This window comes from Renibacterium salmoninarum ATCC 33209 (assembly GCF_000018885.1).
GTDB classification, from domain to species: Bacteria; Actinomycetota; Actinomycetes; order Actinomycetales; family Micrococcaceae; genus Renibacterium; species Renibacterium salmoninarum.
Map to the genome: position 1 here is coordinate 18,097 of NC_010168.1, position 17,784 is coordinate 35,880.

Below are 17,784 nucleotides of genomic sequence, written 5' to 3' on the forward strand. Positions count from 1 at the left end.
CAGGCTAACACCGTGGCTAGTCTGCGGCCGTGTGTGCGGTTAAATGTGCCAAGAGCAGCGGGATCACCTTTTCAGGAACTTCCTCGGTCAGCCAATGGCTAGCACCGTCGAGCACTTCGAATCGATAGGGGCCATCAACAAAATCTCCAGTTGCTCGCGCTGCAACTTCACCTAGCGCCCGGTCGTCGCTTCCCCAGATGTACAACGTCGGCGTAGTCACTCGATCAGCTGCCGAGTTGAAGTGGTCGTCAGTTGCGCCGCGGTACCAGTTCAAAGTGGCGGTCAAAGCATTCGGCTCGGTCAATCGGACCAGGTTTTGTTCCACCAACTCTGCTGGAAATTTTCCGCCGTAGGTGGCGCGAAGCTTTGCGGCATCGTTGGCCAGCAAAGTCGATTCGGCAACACCTCCGTCTTGCCGAAAGAAGCGAACATAGTTGAGTCGCTCGCGCTGATCTGCATCGTTTTCCGCTGCTTTTTGCAGCGCTTTGGGGTGCGGTGTGGCAAGTACCGAAAGTGAATGCAGTCGATCAGGATTGCTGCTGGCTAAGGTCCAGGCGACCATGCCGCCCCAATCGTGGGCGACTAGATGGAACTTCCGAGCTCCTTGAGCATCCGCGAAAGCTAAAGCATCAGCTACCAAGTCTTCCATCGAGTAGTGTTCGACGCCGATTGGCCGCGCTCCCACCGCATAACCTCGTTGATCTACTGCAACGGCGCGGTAACCGGCATGTGCCAAGGCAATCAATTCCTCGGCCCATGAATCAGCAAATTCAGGCCAGCCATGCAGCAGATAGCACCAAATCGCCACTAGCTGGGTCGGCCGCGATTGCGGTGTGCTCGTGCTCGGCTACTGTGATTTTGAGATTTTCAAATCTCATTTGCGGCCACCTACCTTGACTTAGTTCGTGATCAAAATCATACTTAGGGCATTGTCTGGGTCAGTTGACCCACTTGGGGCTACGGTCCCAATCAGCAGTGATACCGAGGTGAATCCGTATGGCAAACGTTCCGGCGGCCGAACGCCGTCGTACTTTAATTGACGCCGCCTTTGTCATTATTGCTCGCGATGGCATCTCAGCGGCCAGCACCCGCGCGGTTTCACATGAAGCCGGAGCTTCATTGGCCAGCTATCACTATGCCTTCCACTCACAAGCTGAGTTAATGGAAGCGCTTATTGAAGACACTTTATCTTTTGAGCGACTTGGTCTTGAATCAGCAATGATCAACGCCACGGACCTGCGATCTACTATGCGGCTTTGCTTGCTGAACTATTTCGAAGGCCTCAAAGCCAACCCCCAGCGCGAAATGGCGATGCTCGAACTAACCCAATATGCTCTGCGTAAGCCGGGCTTGGAGCACTATGCCAGCAAGCAATATCAGCATTACTACACGCTAGCTGAAGGCATCATTGAAGCCCTGGCTATGGGGTTTGGTGTGATTTTTTCAACGCCAGCCGAAGTACTTGGCCGACTGATTGTGGTCTTTACCGACGGATTAACCACGACCTGGCTCGCCGAACGCAACGACCAACAAGCTTTGCAGAATATCGAGATGATGACCGACGTCCTGATGGGGTTCGTCCAAGGATATCCAGCATGACCGAACAATCAGTGGACCTGAGCCAGCTAGATCTTGGTTCGACGCAACTGCGCGCTGCCGCAACCGAAGCACGCTGGCGGACTCCGGAGAAATTTTGGCCGCGTATTGAAGCGGTAACCGCAGAGCTCGACCCGCCATTTGGGGTGGTGCACGTTCCGTCGCTTGCTTTCAATGCGCACGACCTGCTGCGTCGAGCCCAAGGGACGCCAATTCGAGTTGCTTCCAAGTCGATTCGTGTCCGTGAAGTTCTCGCGGCAACGCTGAAATTGGACGGCTATCACGGCGTGCTCGCATACACCTTGGCTGAGGCGAACTGGTTGGCCACGGATGCACCAGGTTGGGCAAGCATTGACGATGTGGTGGTTGCCTACCCCAGCGTAGACCGGGCTGCGATTAGAGTCTTAGCTGCTTCCGAAGCGCTTTCGCGTCGAGTCACTTTGATGGTGGATTCCATTGCGCAACTTGACCTGATTGACTCAATCATCCCGCCAGCGCAGCGGAATTCAGTTCGAGTTGCTATTGAACTTGATTGTTCCTGGGACACACCGGTCCTTGGCCGAGTAGGCGTCTGGCGCTCGCCAGTTCATTCACCCGATGATGCATTGAATCTGGCTCAGATTATTAATCGTCGGCCCGGCTTCACTTTGAGTGGCATGATGGGATATGAAGCGCAGATCGCCGGATTGGCGAATGCGCCGATTGGAAACGCAGCTCGTGGCGTTATGGTTCGTGAACTGCAGAAACGGTCTGGCGCAGAGTTGTTAGCGCGCAGGCAGAAGGCGGTGGCGTTGGTTCGGCAGGTCGCCGAGCTGGAGTTCGTCAACGGCGGCGGCACCGGTTCGCTTGAATACACACATAACGATCCATCGGTGACCGAAATTGCCAGTGGCAGTGGACTTTTTGGCCCGCGTCTGTTCGACAACTACGCACATTTCCAACCGGCGCCAGCGGCATCTTTTGCGCTCGACGTCGTTCGAAAATCAGTACCCGGCATTGCCACGGTCTTGGGCGGTGGCTGGATCGCCTCCGGACCGCCAGCGTGGGATCGGGCGCCGTATCCGGTCTGGCCACAAGGCCTTGAATACATCCCGCGCGAAGGCGCTGGCGAGGTACAAACTCCGCTCAAAGGGGATGCGGCAGTGTCGCTCTCAGCCGGTTCGAGAGTCTGGTTCCGGCACACGAAGGCGGGAGAGATTTCTGAGCATCTCAACGAAGTGTACTTTATTGACGACGACGGCGTGCTTGGCTCGGTGCCAACCTACCGGGGTGAAGGAAAAGCTTTCCTATGAGCGTTGAGACGAACGTGACAACCGGCCAATCCAGGCGGCGGCCTTGGCGCAATTGGGGCCGGAACCAGACTGCCTACCCGGCTGACTATGCCTTTCCGTCCAGTGTGGAATCGGTTCAAGAGACAGTCGAGCGGGCCCGTGCAGCCGGTCTGCCGGTGAAAGCAATTGGCGCTGGGCATAGCTTTACCGCCATCGCAGTAACCGATGGCGTGCAAATTGGGCTTGATGATCTGAGCGGTCTAATAGACGTCAATGTGCCCCAAAAGCAGGCGACCTTCGCCGCTGGAACTCGACTTTTCGACGTTCCAGGACTCTTGGCGCCGTATGGCTTAGCCATGCCAAATCTGGGCGATATTGATCGGCAAAGTTTGGCCGGCGCTATTTCTAACGGAACCCATGGCACCGGCTCAGCATTCGGCAGCATTGCAACCCAGGTAACCGGTGTCGTCGTGGTGACTGCCGATGGCACGCTCTTACGTGCTGATGAGAACCAGAACTCTGAACTGCTGCCAGCGTTACGGGTGGGGTTGGGTGCGCTGGGCATCATCGTTGAAGTGACGCTGCAACGCGTGCCGGCCTTCGGGTTGCAGGCGGTTGAGGCGCCGATTCAGTTAGAGGAGGTACTCAACACACTTGATGATCGTTTTGAGTTTCATTGGTTCCCACACAGCGCGGTAGCTTCGACGAAGTCGAACACTCGAATCCCCGAGGGTTCAGCACTCAAGCCACGCAGCGCAATGAACCGATTCATGAATGACACGGTAGTCGCCAATGGTGTCTACCGATCGCTCCTCAATCTGGAACGGCTTGTGCCAGCGATGATCCCGAGCGCGAATCGGATTGCCGCGCAACAGTTTGCGAACTCCGAGTACTCCGATCATTCTCATCGGGTGTTCGCAACCAGTCGGAGCCTCAAGTTTCGGGAAATGGAATATGCGTTGCCGCGCGAGGAGATTGTGCCGGTATTCAACCGGATTCGGCAGCTTATTGATCAGCGTGGTCTGCGAATAGAATTTCCGATCGAAGTTCGGGCCGCAGCGGCAGACGAGAATTGGCTATCAACAGCCTATGGACGCGAAACCGGTTATATTGCGGTGCACCGATTCTTCCGGCAGCCACACACAGAATTCTTCGCTGCCGTAGAGGAGATTTTTACCGCGCACGGCGGCAGACCGCACTGGGGTAAACTGCATAATCGTGACGCGGAATACTTGCGGAGCGTCTACCAAAAAATGCCCGATTTTTTGGCGCTTCGTCGGCAAATCGACCCCACCGGGGTTTTTAGCAATGATTATCTGCGCAAGGTACTAGGCAGCTGAGTCCAGAAGGTCTTTGAAGCGTGTGATGGTTTGATCAATCGCCTGTTGCGTGGCGGGTGCAAACGGTCCCATATTCAAGAAGCCATGAATCAGCCTCTGGAATTCGTGGAACACGACGTTATTGCCGGCCGATGCGAGCGCCTGAGCATAAGCTGCGCCCTGATCTTTTAGCGGATCGAACTCTGCGGTGACGATGACGGCAGGCGCTAAGTTGTGCAAATCTTGCGCGAGCAACGGTGAAACCCGCGGGTCACTGCGTAGCGATTTATCGCTGAAATATGCGGAGTCAAAGAGTCGCATCGCAATGGAATCCAGGTAGTAGCCATCGCTGTAGGCCAGCCCGGATGGGTAGGCCTTTGATCGGTCCGTTGCCGGGTAGATGAGTAATTGTGCGGCTATGTTTTCATTGCGAAGGGCTTGCGCAATAACTGCGGCAAAGTTTGCGCCAGCACTGTCGCCGCCGATGACCAGAGGCTTGCTCGCGCCACCGAGCTCCTGAAGATTCTCTAGCGCCCAGCGAGTTGCCGCGATTGAATCCTCCAGGCCAACTGGGAAGGGGTGTTCTGGGGCGAGGCGATAGTCAACGGCCATCAGAGTCATACCCAGCCCGTTGCTCAGTTCACGGCAGGGGATGTCATGCGAGTCTAGATCTCCGAGCACCCATCCACCGCCGTGATAGAAGACAAAAGTGCCCTTTGAATCTTCAACCGCAGGTGTGTAGATCCGAACCGGAATATTGCGTCCATCGGCTTCAAGAGTGCGATTGACTACCCTAGCCACGGGGCTGCGGAACTGATCCATAGTGACTGGATCTTGCCGTGATTTATATACCGCGCGCGCGGCAGCCGCATCCACCGTGCTCTCGGTAACTAGCGGCGGAAGTTGGGCCAAAATTGCAGCAATTGCAGCAATTGCAGCAATTGCAGCAATTGCAGCAATTGCGGGATCTAGGGGCACGCTATTCTCCTGAATCGCCTCGGCTCAACACTGAGGCAAGGCCTGCTCTGATCAACGGATGGTCCTCGCCGACAAGGACTCGAAGCTGCTTTTCCACTGCTCCCAGCCTAAACGACACCGTTACCAGCAACGTGCGGCAGCTGACCGGCAGCCAGAAATGGTGCGGGTGCGCCAAGAAATTGCCTTAGCGCACCCGCGTTACGTCAATCTGGTCAATTGGGCTTAGGAGCCAGAGACTCCCGAAGTCTTGGTGATCCACGAAAGACTCTGCGAGATCGAAGCGTGGTCGTTGTTGTATCGCGTGAAGTCGGAAGGGTTCGGCGTAGGCAAAATGCTCGACGTCGAAAGTACGCCAACCAGCTTGCCGTTGACGACCAATGAACCGCCAGAATCGCCGCTGAGCGTGTGGCCACTTTGCGACTTCGTATTCACGCTCACTCCGCCGTACGTGTCCGTACCCTTACCGGCAACTTTTACGCTCGCGGTTTTTAAGCTCGGCGAGCCCAAGTTTGATCCTTCGGTCTCATCACCCCAGCCAAACACCGTCGCGGTAGCTCCAGTGCTGGGGAAACTGCTTGCAAGACCAATGTAAGTTCCCGTGTGCGGCGACGAAAGCTTCAGCAAAAGAACATCGTTGTTCGTCGGAGAAGCGTAGCGTGCGGCAACCGTGCGGACGGTTCCGCCAGAGCCCTGGTCAGTTGCGTCGAAACGCACCGATTGCAAATCAGAGCTATTGCAGTGTTTCGCGGTAATAACCCAGTCTGCCGAAATCTGGCTGCCAGTGCAGCCAACATTCGTGCCAGTGGAGTCGAAAGATATCTGCGCAGGATAAGGGGCTGCCGAGATTTTCACGTAAGAACCTCCAGCAATGCGCGGGGAAACCGCGCCGCTGTTGGTAACCGGGGCCGCCTGGGCAGCACTGACCGGGACAAGCAGGACTGCGGCAAATGCAGCACCGGCCATAAGACGTTTGAGCTTCACTGTGATTCCTTCCCTAAGAAAACCGGCCTGCGATGGAGCGGTTGCCCCACCAAGACTCAGCTTCAGGGCTGTATTGGAGGGATCTCACCCCTTCCACACAACCCAAACCGACTGAAATGCCACTGAGTTAAACCTGGTATTTTCCTGAATCTCAACTTAACGTAAGCCGTGAGTTTGTTGCCTGCTAAAACCATCGTCAGTGATCGGGCCCTTGGGTTAGCCCAAGGGCCCGATTGCCCTATCTGCACCATGGGCCGGCGCCGAGCTCTCCGGAAGAATAAGAAGCAGCAAATACTCCGAAAGATAAAGGCCATGGACGAATCTACCCAGCAGCTACTCAAACGAACCGAGGGGCTTAGCCTGTCGTATCGGTTTTTCTGGCGCTTCCAATAAGGCATGCTCGGTTTTTTCGGGCCGCCAGATAACGGTCCTGGCGGTGGTCCCCGTGGCGCGCTATTGCGCGAAAGACTGGCCAAAGTAGAAAGCTTCGCGCAGCAGCAACTTCCGCTGAAAGATTGATTCGTTTAACCGGACTGCGCTAAAACAAAAGGCAAAACGCTGCCAACGCCAGCCTGCCGGAGCGCGCGGGCGGTAATGGTGAGCGTCCAACGACTGTCCACCAAGTCATCAATCAGCAACACCGTCTGCTCTGCTGGCAACTCCGCGGTAATACCAGCCGGTACTGCAAATCGCTCCCACAAGCCGGCGAGCCGATACGCGCTATTGCCGCCCCGCGAGCCGGTTGGGCCGCCGTCGAGAATTGCCAACTCACCTAAATAAGGCAACTGACCAATCCGCGCGATTCCTTCCGCAAAAGATCGCGTAAGCAGCGGTTTACTGCGTGAGGGAACCGACACCACCGCAGCGGGTCGGCCAGCTCCCGACCAGCCCTCAGCCGCCCAATCTTTCATCACTTCCACGCAAGCGGCAAGGAGCTCTTCGCTGATCGGCGCATCCGGAGCACCCTCTGCAAAGCGCTCTCTGAGCGGCCCACCCCAGCCCAAATCGGTAAGTCTGGCCAGGACTCGACCTTCAGCGAAAAGTTGATCAGCCGGGATTTTTCCTTTGACTGGCACGCCGAGTCGGTCCATACCAGAGGGCCATTGCGCACGCGGTTCCAGCGCCAAACCTGCGCGCCGAAGGGTTTGAGCTGCCGCTTCCAATTCGCTGCCACGAACTTCAGCCGAGAACCAGCGTCCAGCACAGTTATCGCAACGACCGCATGGTGTGGCCGTTGAATCATCCAAGGCAGCGGCCAAGTATTCCATCCGACAACCAGCAGTTTCTTCGTAGACAAGCATCGAATCCTGCTCATCTACTCGGGACTGCGCAATTCGGGCATAACGCTCCGCATCGTAATTCCACGGCTGCCCGGTGGCTCGCCAGCCGCCAGAAACCCGCTCCACCGCGCCGTCTACCGCCAAGACTTTGAGCAACAATTCCAACGGAGTCCTGCGGACATCGACTCGCACTTCAATAGCCGCACTAGACATCGCTGCTCCTGCCTCGGCCAAGGTCTGCAAAACCGCATCGGCATTAACTTGCGATGGCATTGAGGCGGTAGCAAAATACTTCCAAATGTCTTGATCTTCACTACCCGGAAGCAACACCACATCAGCATTTTCGGTGCTACGACCGGCACGGCCAATCTGCTGATAGTAAGCAACGGGGGACGACAGTGCACCCAAGTGCACTACGAAACCCAAGTCCGGCTTATCAAAGCCCATCCCGAGCGCACTGGTGGCCACAAGCGCCTTGACCTGGTTGTCCTTGAGTAATTGCTCGGCATTTTCACGCTCAGCTGTGTCAGTTCTACCGGTATAAGCAAGAACTTTATGACCGCGCTCGGCCAATAGTCTAGCCGCGTCTTCGGCAGCAGAAACCGTCAACGTGTAGATAATCCCGCTGCCGGGCAGGTCTTCCAGATGACTCAACAGCCAGCCCAGTCGATCGCGAGAGTCATTGAGGCGAAGCACGCCCAAGCGCAGCGATTTGCGCGCTAGCGGGCCACGAATCGTGAGGACCTGTTCGGCTAGTTGCTCTTCGATGTCTGCCACAACGCGCGAATTTGCGGTCGCCGTCGTTGCCAGCACAGGGACTGTGCCTGGTAATTGCGAGATCAGCTCGGCAATTCGCCGGTAATCCGGCCGGAAGTCATGGCCCCAGTCTGAAATACAGTGCGCCTCGTCGATCACGAGCAAACCAGTTCGGCGGATCAGATCCGGCAACTGCTCATCTCGAAAGCGCGGGTTATTGAGTCGCTCCGGTGAGACCAGCAATACATCAACTTCATCAGCGGCGAGCGCGTCCCGGACTAGATCCCATTCCGTCGCGTTTGCTGAGTTGATGGCGACGGCGCGCACGCCAGCACGGGCAGCTGCCGCCACTTGGTCTCGCATCAAGGCCAGCAGCGGCGAAACTATCAGCGTCGGACCGGCCCCGCGAGCCCGCAGCAGCAACGACGCAACAAAGTAAACCGCGGATTTCCCCCAACCGGTGCGCTGTACCACCAAGGCTCGCCGTCCGCCGTCGACTAGTGCTTCGATCGCTTCAAACTGACCCGGATGGAAGTCCGCTTCTGGCGCACCTACTAAAGTGGCGAGAATTTTCTGGGCATCGATCCGGGTTTTCTCACTCGCAGCGCTCATAGAGTGAAGTATTCCAGGCAGCCCCGACAACGACGATTTAGTCAGATCTAGTAGGCTCGTCCCGTGAGTAGCAACGAGACACCTCTTGACCTTTCCGCCTCTTTCAAGGCCTACGACGTGCGCGGAATCGTCGGTGAAAGCATTACAGCACCGATGGTCGAAGCCATTGGCGCGGCTTTCGTGGACGTACTGAATCTTTCCGGACAAACCGTGCTCGTGGGCGGCGATATGCGGCCTTCGTCTCCGGAGTTCTGTCAAGCATTCGCGCACGGGGCAAACTTGCGGGGAGCCGATGTAAAACTGCTAGACTTTATCTCTACGGATGAGCTCTACTTCGCCTCTGGCCATTTCAGCGCTGCCGGTGCGATGTTCACCGCAAGCCATAATCCAGCTGAGTACAACGGCATCAAGATGACCCAGCCGGGTGCCGTCCCGTTGTCCTCCGAATCTGGTTTGCAGGAGATTCAGGAACTCACCGCCAAGTACCTCGCCGAAGGCATCCCTGCAGCGGAAAAACCAGGCCAAATGGGCGTCCGCGATGTGCTCGAGGATTACTCGCGGTACTTACGCTCCTTAGTGGACCTTTCCGGCTCACGACCTTTGAAGGTTGTAGTAGACGCTGGCAATGGCATGGCTGGCTTGACCACGCCAGCGGTGCTGGGCGATCAGCTGCTCAAGGCTTTGCCCTTGGAAATTGTGCCGATGTACTTCGAGCTAGACGGTACCTTCCCTAATCACGAAGCGAATCCGCTGGAACCTGCCAACCTCGTTGACTTGCAGGCCGCCGTCGTCAAACACGGCGCGGACATTGGTCTGGCTTTCGATGGCGACGCTGACCGCTGCTTCGTGATTGACGAAAAGGGCGATCCGGTCTCTCCTTCCGCGGTAACCGGTCTGGTTGCCCGGCGTGAAATTGCTCGGGCGAAAGCCGCGGGCGAAGAACACCCCGCAATCATCCACAACCTGATTACCTCGCGCGCGGTGCCAGAATTGGTGATCGCCGACGGCGGTCGTCCGGTCCGGACCCGAGTGGGTCACTCGTTTATCAAAGCCGTGATGGCCGAAGAGGGTGCTGTTTTTGGTGGCGAGCACTCGGCGCATTACTACTTCCGTGATTTCTACAATGCAGATACCGGCATGTTGGCCGCCATGCATGTACTGGCCGCGCTCGGCGAGCAGTCCTTGCCCTTATCAGAGCTTGGTGCCGAATACGAGCCTTATGTTTCTTCGGGCGAAATCAACTCCAAGATCGAGGACAAGGCGGCGGCTGTTAGTCGAGTCCACGAAATCTATGCACGCGAAGACGTCACGGTAGACGAATTGGACGGCGTCACCTTCTCCGCGAATTCGGGTGACTGGTGGTTCAACTTACGCCCGTCCAATACCGAACCGTACTTGCGCTTCAATGGCGAAGCCAAGGACCGTGCAACGTTGGAAGAGCTCCGCGACGCGGTACTAGCGCTGGTCCGGAGTTAGTCCTCGTCTAACGCAAAGCCACCTGGCTATCTGAAACCGGGATGTGAGCTTAGCCTAGGCGCTCTTTGAGACCTTCGAGTTCGCCAAGTAGCTCTTCGGGTAGCGAGCCACCAAAGCGGCGGTACCACTCGTCGATGCTCTCTGCTTCAGCAGCCCATTCCAGCGCATCCACGTTTAATGCCGCGGAAAGCTGCTCGTCGGAGATATCCAGGCCGTCAAGGTCCAAGGATTCTTTGGTCGGCACAAAGCCGATCGGAGTTTCGACGGCGTCAGCCTTGCCCTCAATCCGCTCAATAGCCCATGTGACTACCCGCGAGTTATCGCCGAAGCCAGGCCAGGCAAAGCCGCCATCAGCAGTGCGGCGGAACCAGTTCACCAGGAAGATCTTCGGCAACTTCTCCTGGTCGCCTTGCTTGGACAGCTCAACCCAGTGCTTCAAGTAATCACCAGCGTCGTATCCGATGAATGGCAGCATGGCCATCGGATCGCGCCGGACGACGCCGACGGCGCCAGCAGCAGCCGCAGTGGTCTCCGAAGAGAGCGTAGAGCCCATGAAGATGCCGTTGGTCCAGTCACGAGATTGCGTCACCAAAGGGATCGTGGTCTTGCGACGGCCGCCGAACAGGATCGCAGACAGCGGCACGCCGTCAGGCTCGTTGTACTCGGGAGCCAACATATCGATCTGGTCAATTGGTGTGCAGAAGCGCGAGTTCGGGTGAGCCGCTGGCTCTGCGGAATCCGGCGTCCAGGAGTTTCCACGCCAATCGGTCAAGTGCGACGGCGTCTCGGTGGTCATACCTTCCCACCAGACTCCGCCGTCGTCAGTTAGCGCAACGTTGGTGAAGATTGAGTTGCCCTTGGCAATCGCCCGCATCGCGTTCGGGTTGGTATCCCAGCCGGTTCCCGGAGCCACACCGAACAGGCCAGCCTCCGGGTTGACGGCGCGCAGCGCGCCCTCGTCGTCGAAATTCATCCAGGTGATGTCATCACCCAGTGTCTCAACCTTCCAGCCCTTGATCGTTGGATCCAAGAGTGCGAGGTTAGTTTTGCCACAGGCAGAGGGGAAAGCCGCCGCCATGTAGTACGTCTTCTGCTCTGGCGAAGTCAGCTTAAGGATGAGCATGTGCTCGGCCAGCCAGCCCTCATCGTGCGCCATTACCGAGGCGATCCGCAGCGCGTAACATTTCTTGCCCAACAAAGCGTTGCCACCATAGCCGGATCCATACGACCAGATTTCACGACTTTCCGGGAAGTGCACAATCCACTTCTCGTCATTGCACGGCCACGGCACGTCAGCCTGACCTGGTTCTAACGGTGCACCTAGGGAGTGGATAGCTGGCACGAAGAAGGCATCCGGCTCTTCAATCTTGCGCAATACCTCAGTGCCGATTCGCGCCATGATGCGCATTGACGCGACGACGTAGGCAGAATCAGTGATTTCGACGCCGAATTTGGGGCTCTTCGCATCCAGGTGCCCCATCACGAACGGGATCACATACATCGTGCGGCCACGCATCGAACCCTTGAAAAGCCCGCTGAGTTTGGTCCGCATTTCGGCGGGCTCCATCCAATTATTGGTGAAGCCGGCATCGTGCTCTTTCTCGGAACAGATGAAAGTCTGCTCCTCAACGCGAGCAACGTCCTTCGGGTCTGAGAACCCGGCAAAAGAGTTGGGGAAGAGTTCCGGATTGAGCCGGGTAAGCGTTCCTGCCGCTACAAGCTCATCGGTCAATCGGGTGTTTTCCGCTTCGGAACCGTCAACCCAATAGATCGACTCAGGCTGGGTCAGCTCGGCAACTTCAGCCACCCAATCGAGCAGACGCTTATTAGTTGTGGGTGCAGTATCCAAAACTGGCTGTGCGGTGAGGCCCATGATCTTCCCTTCATCGGGTCAGGTGATGCCATTCAGATTAGGGGGAGGTGGGCCGAAAATTGGGTAGATTTATTTGGAGCTCACTGAAGGACAGATTGACAAAAGGTCAAATTTCCTTGAATTTACAAGGATTTTGAAATCTTCATTATTGACCCTCTGTGACTAAGGTCACATGTACCGGTCTAGGTAAAAAGTCTTTTTCCACACTTGATGCGACATTTTCCCAAACCGTCAGCCTGGCCTGCTTTACTTGCTGAAGACTCTACAGGAGGATCATGAAACGCTCGCCGCTCATTAGCGCGACCTCGGCTCTACTCGGCCTTGCCCTCGTCGCAGCCTCAACATCATGCGCCGGGCATCTGCCCAGCCAATCAGAAGAATCCGCACCAGCTGCGGCCTTCTCCGCACAGGGCACCGGCGGGGCTGTGGTCTCAGATACCGTCCAGTCAACACAGGCTGGAATCTCAGTGCTCGCTGCGGGCGGCAGCGCGGCAGATGCAGCTGTCACCGTGGCGGCCACTTTAGGCGTAACGGACCCATTTGTGTCGGGTCTGGGTGGCGGCGGATACCTTGTCTGCTACGAGGCAAAAACGGGCAAGGTCAGCACCATTGATGGCCGGGAAACCGCACGTGCAGCAGATGGACCCACACTGTTCCTCGACCCAACTACTGGTAAGCCCTTGAGCGCCACCCAAGCAAACGTTGGCGGCATTGCGGTAGGTGTGCCCGGTCAACTGGCCCTATGGAAACGGGCACTAGACCGCTGGGGCAAGCGGGGACTCACTAATGCGCTGACGCCAGCCGTAGAGCTCGCTGATCGCGGCTTCCCGGTTACTACCGCCCTACATAACCAAATAGCGGATAGCCAGAAGACTTTCGGCACATTTAGTACTACTTCCGCAACCTAACTTACCGGGGGGGCAGTCCGCTAGCCGCTGGTACCACGTTGAAAAACCCGGAGCTTGCGCAAACGTATCGAACTATCGCAGATAAAGGCCTAGCTGGCTTCTATCAAGGCGAAATAGCTCAAGACTATAGTCAACGCCGTAAACGAGCCTCCTTTGGCTAGTGGGAAAAGTGCGCTCGCCGGAAAAATGACCGGCGCCGATCTTGCCAGCTATTCGGCTCTAGATGCCGAACCGATCCAGAGCAGCTATCGCGGGCTGGACGTATATGGCATGGGCTCATCGTCCTCCGGTGGGGTGACCGTAGGCGAGGGACTGAAAATCCTGGAACAGTTCCCCTTGAAGGACGAGTCAAAAGCGACCGCGACCATGCGGTTCCTTGAAGCGAGCAAGCTGGCCTTTGCTGATCGCAACGCTTATGTGGGTGACCGCGGGTCGGTCAACGTGCCAGATGCGGTATTGCTTTCAGATAGTTTCGCGAAGTCCCGCGCCTGCCTGATCGACCCAGCTAAAGCGCTACCTGCGCCACAACCTGCCGGCGCATTAGATGCTAAGAGGTGTTCCACACCAGCAGCGAGCACGCCCGAGCCAGTGGAGGGTCAGCACACCAACCATTTTGTGGTCACCGATGCTGAAGGAAATATCGCCTCCTACACAAACACCATCAACTTTTATGGTGGTAGTGGAATTCTGGTTCCGGACCGCGGATTCTTGCGCAATAACGAGCTCACCGACTTTGATTTCGCTGCCTCCTCCCCGGGTGCGACTGATCCAAATTTTCCGGCGCCTGGCAAACGACCAAGATCATCCATGTCACCAACCATTGTGCTGAAGGATGGGAAGCCATTCCTTGCCCTAGGTTCGCCCGGTGGATCGACCATCATCACAACGGTGTTGCAGGTATTGATGAACCGGATCGACTTAGGCATGTCGTTGTCCGAAGCCGTGGCAGCACCGAGGGCATCGCAACGCAACAGTACCTCGACGCTCGTCGAACCTGCCTTTGAGAAGCTACCTGAAGCGGATCAGGCCAAGGCTGCTGGTTACAAGTTCGAAGTAGTACCAACCCCTGATCAAAATCCGGCGAGCGTTACGCCGCCAAGAATCGGTGTGGTGGCGGTATTGGAGTTCGGAGCAAGCGAATCGGGGACTGAGGTTAAGATCACAGCGGTTGGCGAAAAAGACCGCCGTGGCGGGACTAGCGCGGCGGTGGTAACGCCGTCGTCATAAGCGAAACGGGTAGCTAACACGTCTTCTGGCTCGCCGACAGAAAATCCGATTTGATGCTGAGCCATGATTCGCGCTACAGTTGTCTTCGGACTTTTGGCCAGTAAATTGCGGGCGTAGCTCAACGGATAGAGCATCTGACTACGGATCAGAAGGTTGGGGGTTCGAATCCCTTCGCCCGCACAGATAGCAGCCCCTCACCCTCGAGTGAGGGGCTGCTATCTGTTAAGGCCCAGGGTGCTAAGCCAGGAAGCACGGTGAAGGAACAGCAGTCGAACTAACATCAGCTGCGCTAGGCAACAAGTTGTCCGAGCACCCCATTGATGAGGCACCCGGACAACTTGTTTTGCTATTCAGAAATGAATCGATAACTACAAATCAGCTTCGTGCCCATTGCTGATTGGTGCCGTCAGTGCAGGTCCAGACTTTGACCGCAGAGCCTGCCACCGTCGATCCGTTCATCACATCGAGGCAGAGGTTCGATGATCCTGACACTATCGAACCGTTGGCCTTGAGCGCCGATTTCTGGTTGCTCCCACCGTTGCAATCCCAGACCCCGACGGTTGAACCTGGCGCGGTCTTGTTATCAAAGAGGTCCAGGCATTTACCGTTGGTATCGAGCTTCAGCTCGCCAGCGGCGGTGACCGTCCATTTCTGATTCACCGCGCCAGCACAGTCGCCAATATCCACCGTTGCACCGTTGCACCGTACTTTGCGCCGCAGTTTCGAGGCAACGCGAGGAGGCGGCTCCCACCAAGGTAAATGCAGAGCTAGACACTGAAGTCTCCTGGAGCGAGAGCGTCTGACTTTGCGGCGTACTGGTGTCCGCCGTGCCGGTACCGCTATTGCTCCAGTTCCGGAACGGACTCGTTTGAACTTTGGCACTGCCCAGGCTGATCACTAGTCCGCTGTAGCGGTTAATGATGCGGAAATTCCCGCTCTGATCTGACTGCGCTTGAACAAACCACTGCTGGCCAACATTACTTGCGCTAAGTGCGCCCAATACTGGTGCCGTGCCCCAAGCCCGGTTGGCCGTCGTCGTCGGCACACCAAGCGCTAGACCGGAGTCGGCGTTGGTGATCGAGTACGAGCCGTCGTTATTGCTGCGGAATCGCCAAGCTTCTGAGGCAGCGCCAGTAGGCGTGGATTTGGCCGCAGTTGCATTTCCGGCTGGCGTCAAGATTGTTCCGGCCCCGGACTTGATCAAATAGGCCTTAGCCGGATCAACCACGGGTGCTGCTGGAGCGCTGGACCCAATGGTTACATCAACGTATTCGCCGTCAGACTGATTGCCGTTAGCCTGTTTGGAGCAACTAATGGAGCAATATGACCGGAAGGTCTTGCCCAAGATGTTTCCGGTTGTCCCGGTGGCAGAATCAACCATCCAGCGGTACCAGGATGACGTCGAATAGTTCGGTGCAGCACCCAGATCAGTCCACTTCTGCGTTGCTAAATCTTTAGTGCCGTAAAAGTGCAGCGGCTGAATTCCGTCGGTTTCCGGCGTACCGATGTACATTCCTAGATAGGCGCTGTAAGAAACATTCATCACGAACAAATCAGAGCGCTTGAGAAGCTTCCCTGCGGCAATTTGCTGACTCGCGGTGCCGGTATTGGCCGGGTTGTAATCCTTGGCTGTGGGTACATAGCAATCTGGGTAAGTGGTTGAAGTGGAGACGATATTGCTCTCTTTGCCGCCTAGGCCGTCAGTCTGCCATTTGCCTTCGAAATATTTCTGCCATGATCCCGGTGCCATCTTTTGCGAGATCGGCGCACGAGCAACATGTTCCGAAAAACCGTTCCAGCCGCCGTTTTTGTCAACAACCCGTGAGCCGTAATACACGTAGAAATAGCCCGACGCCGTATCCACCAGCAAGCGCTGGTCACCGTCGCCGTAGTAGTACGTCTGGTTGGGGAACTGCGTAGTGTCGCCGCGAGTGGTGCTGTAGGGCGAGGTAATGACCTTGTCTTTGATCTTCCAGGTCTTGCCTTGATCGCTAGAAACCGCGTAGTCAATTGCGTCGCGAGTAGCTCGCGTTATTCGGCGCATACGTCGATGTCAGACCCGTTGGGCTGTTATTGCAGCGCCAGGTAGTGTCATTGTTTTTATCTTGCGAGTTGGCTGGATTGACCGCATCGCTGGTGGGGGATTTCTTGGCATCGTCGAAGCTTGTGCCTGTATAGAATTCCCATTCGCGTGGATTTGATTGCAGGTCAGCGCCGTACAGCGCGGCAGCTTGCTGGAAGTAGAACTTGCCATCCTTATCGATATAGGGGCTAGCTGGCGTATCGGTGGGGTACGCATAGGACTTAGTCGGTCCCGTCGAAATTGTGTAGCTGTCGGCAGCTTGGGCTTGCGCTGGCACCATCGCCAGCGTCAAACAGCTGGCCGCCAAGCCTGCAACCAGCACGCGTGCAGTGTGCATTTTCATCGAATCCCCTCTCGCGGCACTAAATCTCACAGCACCGAACAGAATATGACACGTAATGATTCATTATAGGTGATTAAGATCATGATTGATCAAAGGGCACATTGCAAGCCTCGTGGTGATTTTGTCGAAAATCGACCCGTAACACGACGATGGCCCGCAGCTGCCAGCTACGGGCCATCGCACTGGCTGAACTACTAAGCCAAGATCCTCAGGGTGATGCTTCGAGCCTCTGGCCGTAGCGTATAGCTCGGCCAAACGTCCGGCCCGCAAGCCCGCGAGCCAAGCCCGTGCTGTGCCGCATCCAAATAAAGATAGGAACCGGACGACGTCGGCAACTCATGCGGGTGTCCGGCTGCGGTTAGTTCCTCAGCCGTGTAACGAAACAAGGTGAAACCTGGTCGCCGCCCTTGTTGGTCGGCAAATGCCCGGATCGACAATCGCCGCTGACCCGCAGCCAGCAAATCCAGCTCACGTAAGCCCGAGCGATGACCGGTTTCCTGCGGCCGCGCATAACCGGCCGACAGCGCATCAATACCTAGCTCGAAGCGACCTACGGCAGCAGCCCGCATGCTGTCCGGGTAAGACTCAGCAGGTCCTTGGCCAAACCAGCGCGCGCCGTCGATCACTGCAGGTAGATCAAACCGTACGCCGATCCGGGGCCACACCGAAGTCCAACCCCGCGAAGGCTCAATGTCGATCCCCAGCACCAACTCATCATCAACAAACTGCCACAGCACAGTGCTACGCACGTATTCCCGAGAATCTGCCGCGGCCGATCTGGTCACGGTACGCACGAAGCCTTCGCCAACTTCTTGCGCATCCAATCGATGCTCCAAGCGATCTAAGCCTGCGCTATGCCAAAGAGCCGCAACGGCAGGTCCGGGCTTCCCCCACCCACCGGTGGCAACCGGATCGCCGTCGTCGTAGTTCCCAAACGACGCGCCTTCATCGTTATCGGTTGGCGCACGCCACAGCTGCAATTGTGGGCCGGCAATTTCTAGGCCAGCAAGTTCAGTCAGCACCCCGTGGCTAAAAACCGCCGACCCAAGTCGAATAGTCTCGCTCACCCCATTATTCATAA

Annotated in this window: 17 protein-coding genes and 1 tRNA gene; 9 read left to right on the forward strand and 9 right to left on the reverse strand. The window is 56.7% G+C overall.

Annotated features, from left to right (window positions below; genetic code table 11):
- Positions 1 to 16: 16 nt before the first annotated feature.
- Positions 17 to 808 carry an alpha/beta fold hydrolase gene (locus RSAL33209_RS00090; RefSeq protein ID WP_012243485.1) on the reverse strand — a complete coding sequence of 264 codons (792 nt, stop codon included), beginning with the start codon at positions 806 to 808 and terminating at the stop codon, positions 17 to 19.
- Between the two features lie 188 nt (positions 809 to 996).
- Between RSAL33209_RS00090 and RSAL33209_RS00095 the strand changes: the two genes are divergently transcribed.
- The 3 genes from RSAL33209_RS00095 to RSAL33209_RS00105 are packed head-to-tail and all read left to right on the forward strand — an operon-like array spanning position 997 to position 4,207.
- Positions 997 to 1,599, forward strand: a complete 603-nt coding sequence (locus RSAL33209_RS00095) for a TetR/AcrR family transcriptional regulator (RefSeq protein ID WP_012243486.1) — start codon at positions 997 to 999, stop codon at positions 1,597 to 1,599.
- Positions 1,596 to 2,888 carry an amino acid deaminase/aldolase gene (locus RSAL33209_RS00100; protein ID WP_012243487.1) on the forward strand — a complete coding sequence of 431 codons (1,293 nt, stop codon included), beginning with the start codon at positions 1,596 to 1,598 and terminating at the stop codon, positions 2,886 to 2,888. The genes RSAL33209_RS00095 and RSAL33209_RS00100 overlap by 4 nt, the downstream gene beginning before the upstream one ends.
- On the forward strand, positions 2,885 to 4,207 hold the full coding sequence (locus RSAL33209_RS00105; RefSeq protein ID WP_012243488.1) for a D-arabinono-1,4-lactone oxidase: 1,323 nt from the start codon (positions 2,885 to 2,887) through the stop codon (positions 4,205 to 4,207). The genes RSAL33209_RS00100 and RSAL33209_RS00105 overlap by 4 nt, the downstream gene beginning before the upstream one ends.
- Here the strand turns inward: RSAL33209_RS00105 and RSAL33209_RS00110 are convergent.
- Entirely contained in the window at positions 4,196 to 5,164 is a 969-nt protein-coding gene (locus RSAL33209_RS00110) for an alpha/beta hydrolase (RefSeq protein ID WP_012243489.1), read from the reverse strand. The two genes, RSAL33209_RS00105 and RSAL33209_RS00110, sit on opposite strands and share 12 nt — an antisense overlap.
- Positions 5,165 to 5,222: 58 nt before the next feature.
- Between RSAL33209_RS00110 and RSAL33209_RS17340 the strand changes: the two genes are divergently transcribed.
- Positions 5,223 to 5,390 carry a hypothetical protein gene (locus tag RSAL33209_RS17340; protein ID WP_012243490.1) on the forward strand — a complete coding sequence of 56 codons (168 nt, stop codon included), beginning with the start codon at positions 5,223 to 5,225 and terminating at the stop codon, positions 5,388 to 5,390.
- On the opposite strand, the gene RSAL33209_RS00115 is transcribed toward RSAL33209_RS17340, so the two are convergent.
- Together RSAL33209_RS00115 and RSAL33209_RS00125 are read right to left on the reverse strand one after the other, a co-directional pair.
- Complete coding sequence (locus RSAL33209_RS00115) at positions 5,387 to 6,145, reverse strand: S1 family peptidase (protein ID WP_012243491.1); 759 nt, start codon at positions 6,143 to 6,145, stop codon at positions 5,387 to 5,389. The genes RSAL33209_RS17340 and RSAL33209_RS00115 overlap by 4 nt on opposite strands.
- Positions 6,146 to 6,669: 524 nt before the next feature.
- Complete coding sequence (locus RSAL33209_RS00125) at positions 6,670 to 8,793, reverse strand: RecQ family ATP-dependent DNA helicase (protein ID WP_041684212.1); 2,124 nt, start codon at positions 8,791 to 8,793, stop codon at positions 6,670 to 6,672.
- A 63-nt stretch (positions 8,794 to 8,856) separates the two neighbouring features.
- Between RSAL33209_RS00125 and RSAL33209_RS00130 the strand changes: the two genes are divergently transcribed.
- On the forward strand, positions 8,857 to 10,269 hold the full coding sequence (locus RSAL33209_RS00130; protein WP_012243494.1) for a phosphomannomutase/phosphoglucomutase: 1,413 nt from the start codon (positions 8,857 to 8,859) through the stop codon (positions 10,267 to 10,269).
- A gap of 49 nt (positions 10,270 to 10,318) precedes the next feature.
- On the opposite strand, the gene RSAL33209_RS00135 is transcribed toward RSAL33209_RS00130, so the two are convergent.
- On the reverse strand, positions 10,319 to 12,142 hold the full coding sequence (locus RSAL33209_RS00135) for a phosphoenolpyruvate carboxykinase (GTP) (RefSeq protein WP_012243495.1): 1,824 nt from the start codon (positions 12,140 to 12,142) through the stop codon (positions 10,319 to 10,321).
- A gap of 275 nt (positions 12,143 to 12,417) precedes the next feature.
- Here RSAL33209_RS00135 and RSAL33209_RS19060 point away from each other — a divergent pair, with 275 nt between their 5' ends.
- From RSAL33209_RS19060 to RSAL33209_RS00145, 4 genes are all read left to right on the forward strand, one after another.
- Positions 12,418 to 13,050 (forward strand): gamma-glutamyltransferase, encoded by a 633-nt coding sequence (locus RSAL33209_RS19060; RefSeq protein WP_012243496.1) that lies wholly within the window; start codon positions 12,418 to 12,420, stop codon positions 13,048 to 13,050.
- A gap of 38 nt (positions 13,051 to 13,088) precedes the next feature.
- A complete protein-coding gene (locus RSAL33209_RS19065; protein ID WP_012243497.1) occupies positions 13,089 to 13,211 on the forward strand; it encodes a gamma-glutamyltransferase in 123 nt (40 codons plus the stop codon).
- Positions 13,204 to 14,277 carry a gamma-glutamyltransferase gene (locus tag RSAL33209_RS19070; protein WP_012243498.1) on the forward strand — a complete coding sequence of 358 codons (1,074 nt, stop codon included), beginning with the start codon at positions 13,204 to 13,206 and terminating at the stop codon, positions 14,275 to 14,277. Before RSAL33209_RS19065 ends, RSAL33209_RS19070 begins: the two co-directional genes overlap by 8 nt.
- A 107-nt stretch (positions 14,278 to 14,384) precedes the next feature.
- Positions 14,385 to 14,457: transfer RNA gene (locus RSAL33209_RS00145), tRNA-Arg, on the forward strand.
- 195 nt (positions 14,458 to 14,652) lie between these two features.
- Here RSAL33209_RS00145 and RSAL33209_RS17715 read toward each other — a convergent pair.
- From RSAL33209_RS17715 to RSAL33209_RS19445, 4 genes are all read right to left on the reverse strand, one after another.
- Complete coding sequence (locus RSAL33209_RS17715; RefSeq protein ID WP_049758726.1) at positions 14,653 to 14,937, reverse strand: RICIN domain-containing protein; 285 nt, start codon at positions 14,935 to 14,937, stop codon at positions 14,653 to 14,655.
- Positions 14,879 to 16,321 (reverse strand): RICIN domain-containing protein, encoded by a 1,443-nt coding sequence (locus RSAL33209_RS00155; protein ID WP_049758728.1) that lies wholly within the window; start codon positions 16,319 to 16,321, stop codon positions 14,879 to 14,881. Before RSAL33209_RS00155 ends, RSAL33209_RS17715 begins: the two co-directional genes overlap by 59 nt.
- Entirely contained in the window at positions 16,284 to 16,703 is a 420-nt protein-coding gene (locus tag RSAL33209_RS15660; protein ID WP_049758729.1) for a hypothetical protein, read from the reverse strand. The genes RSAL33209_RS00155 and RSAL33209_RS15660 overlap by 38 nt, the downstream gene beginning before the upstream one ends.
- A gap of 194 nt (positions 16,704 to 16,897) precedes the next feature.
- Positions 16,898 to 17,782, reverse strand: coding sequence for a beta-galactosidase small subunit-related protein (locus tag RSAL33209_RS19445; protein ID WP_325050151.1), 885 nt, complete (start codon positions 17,780 to 17,782; stop codon positions 16,898 to 16,900).
- Positions 17,783 to 17,784: the final 2 nt, after the last annotated feature.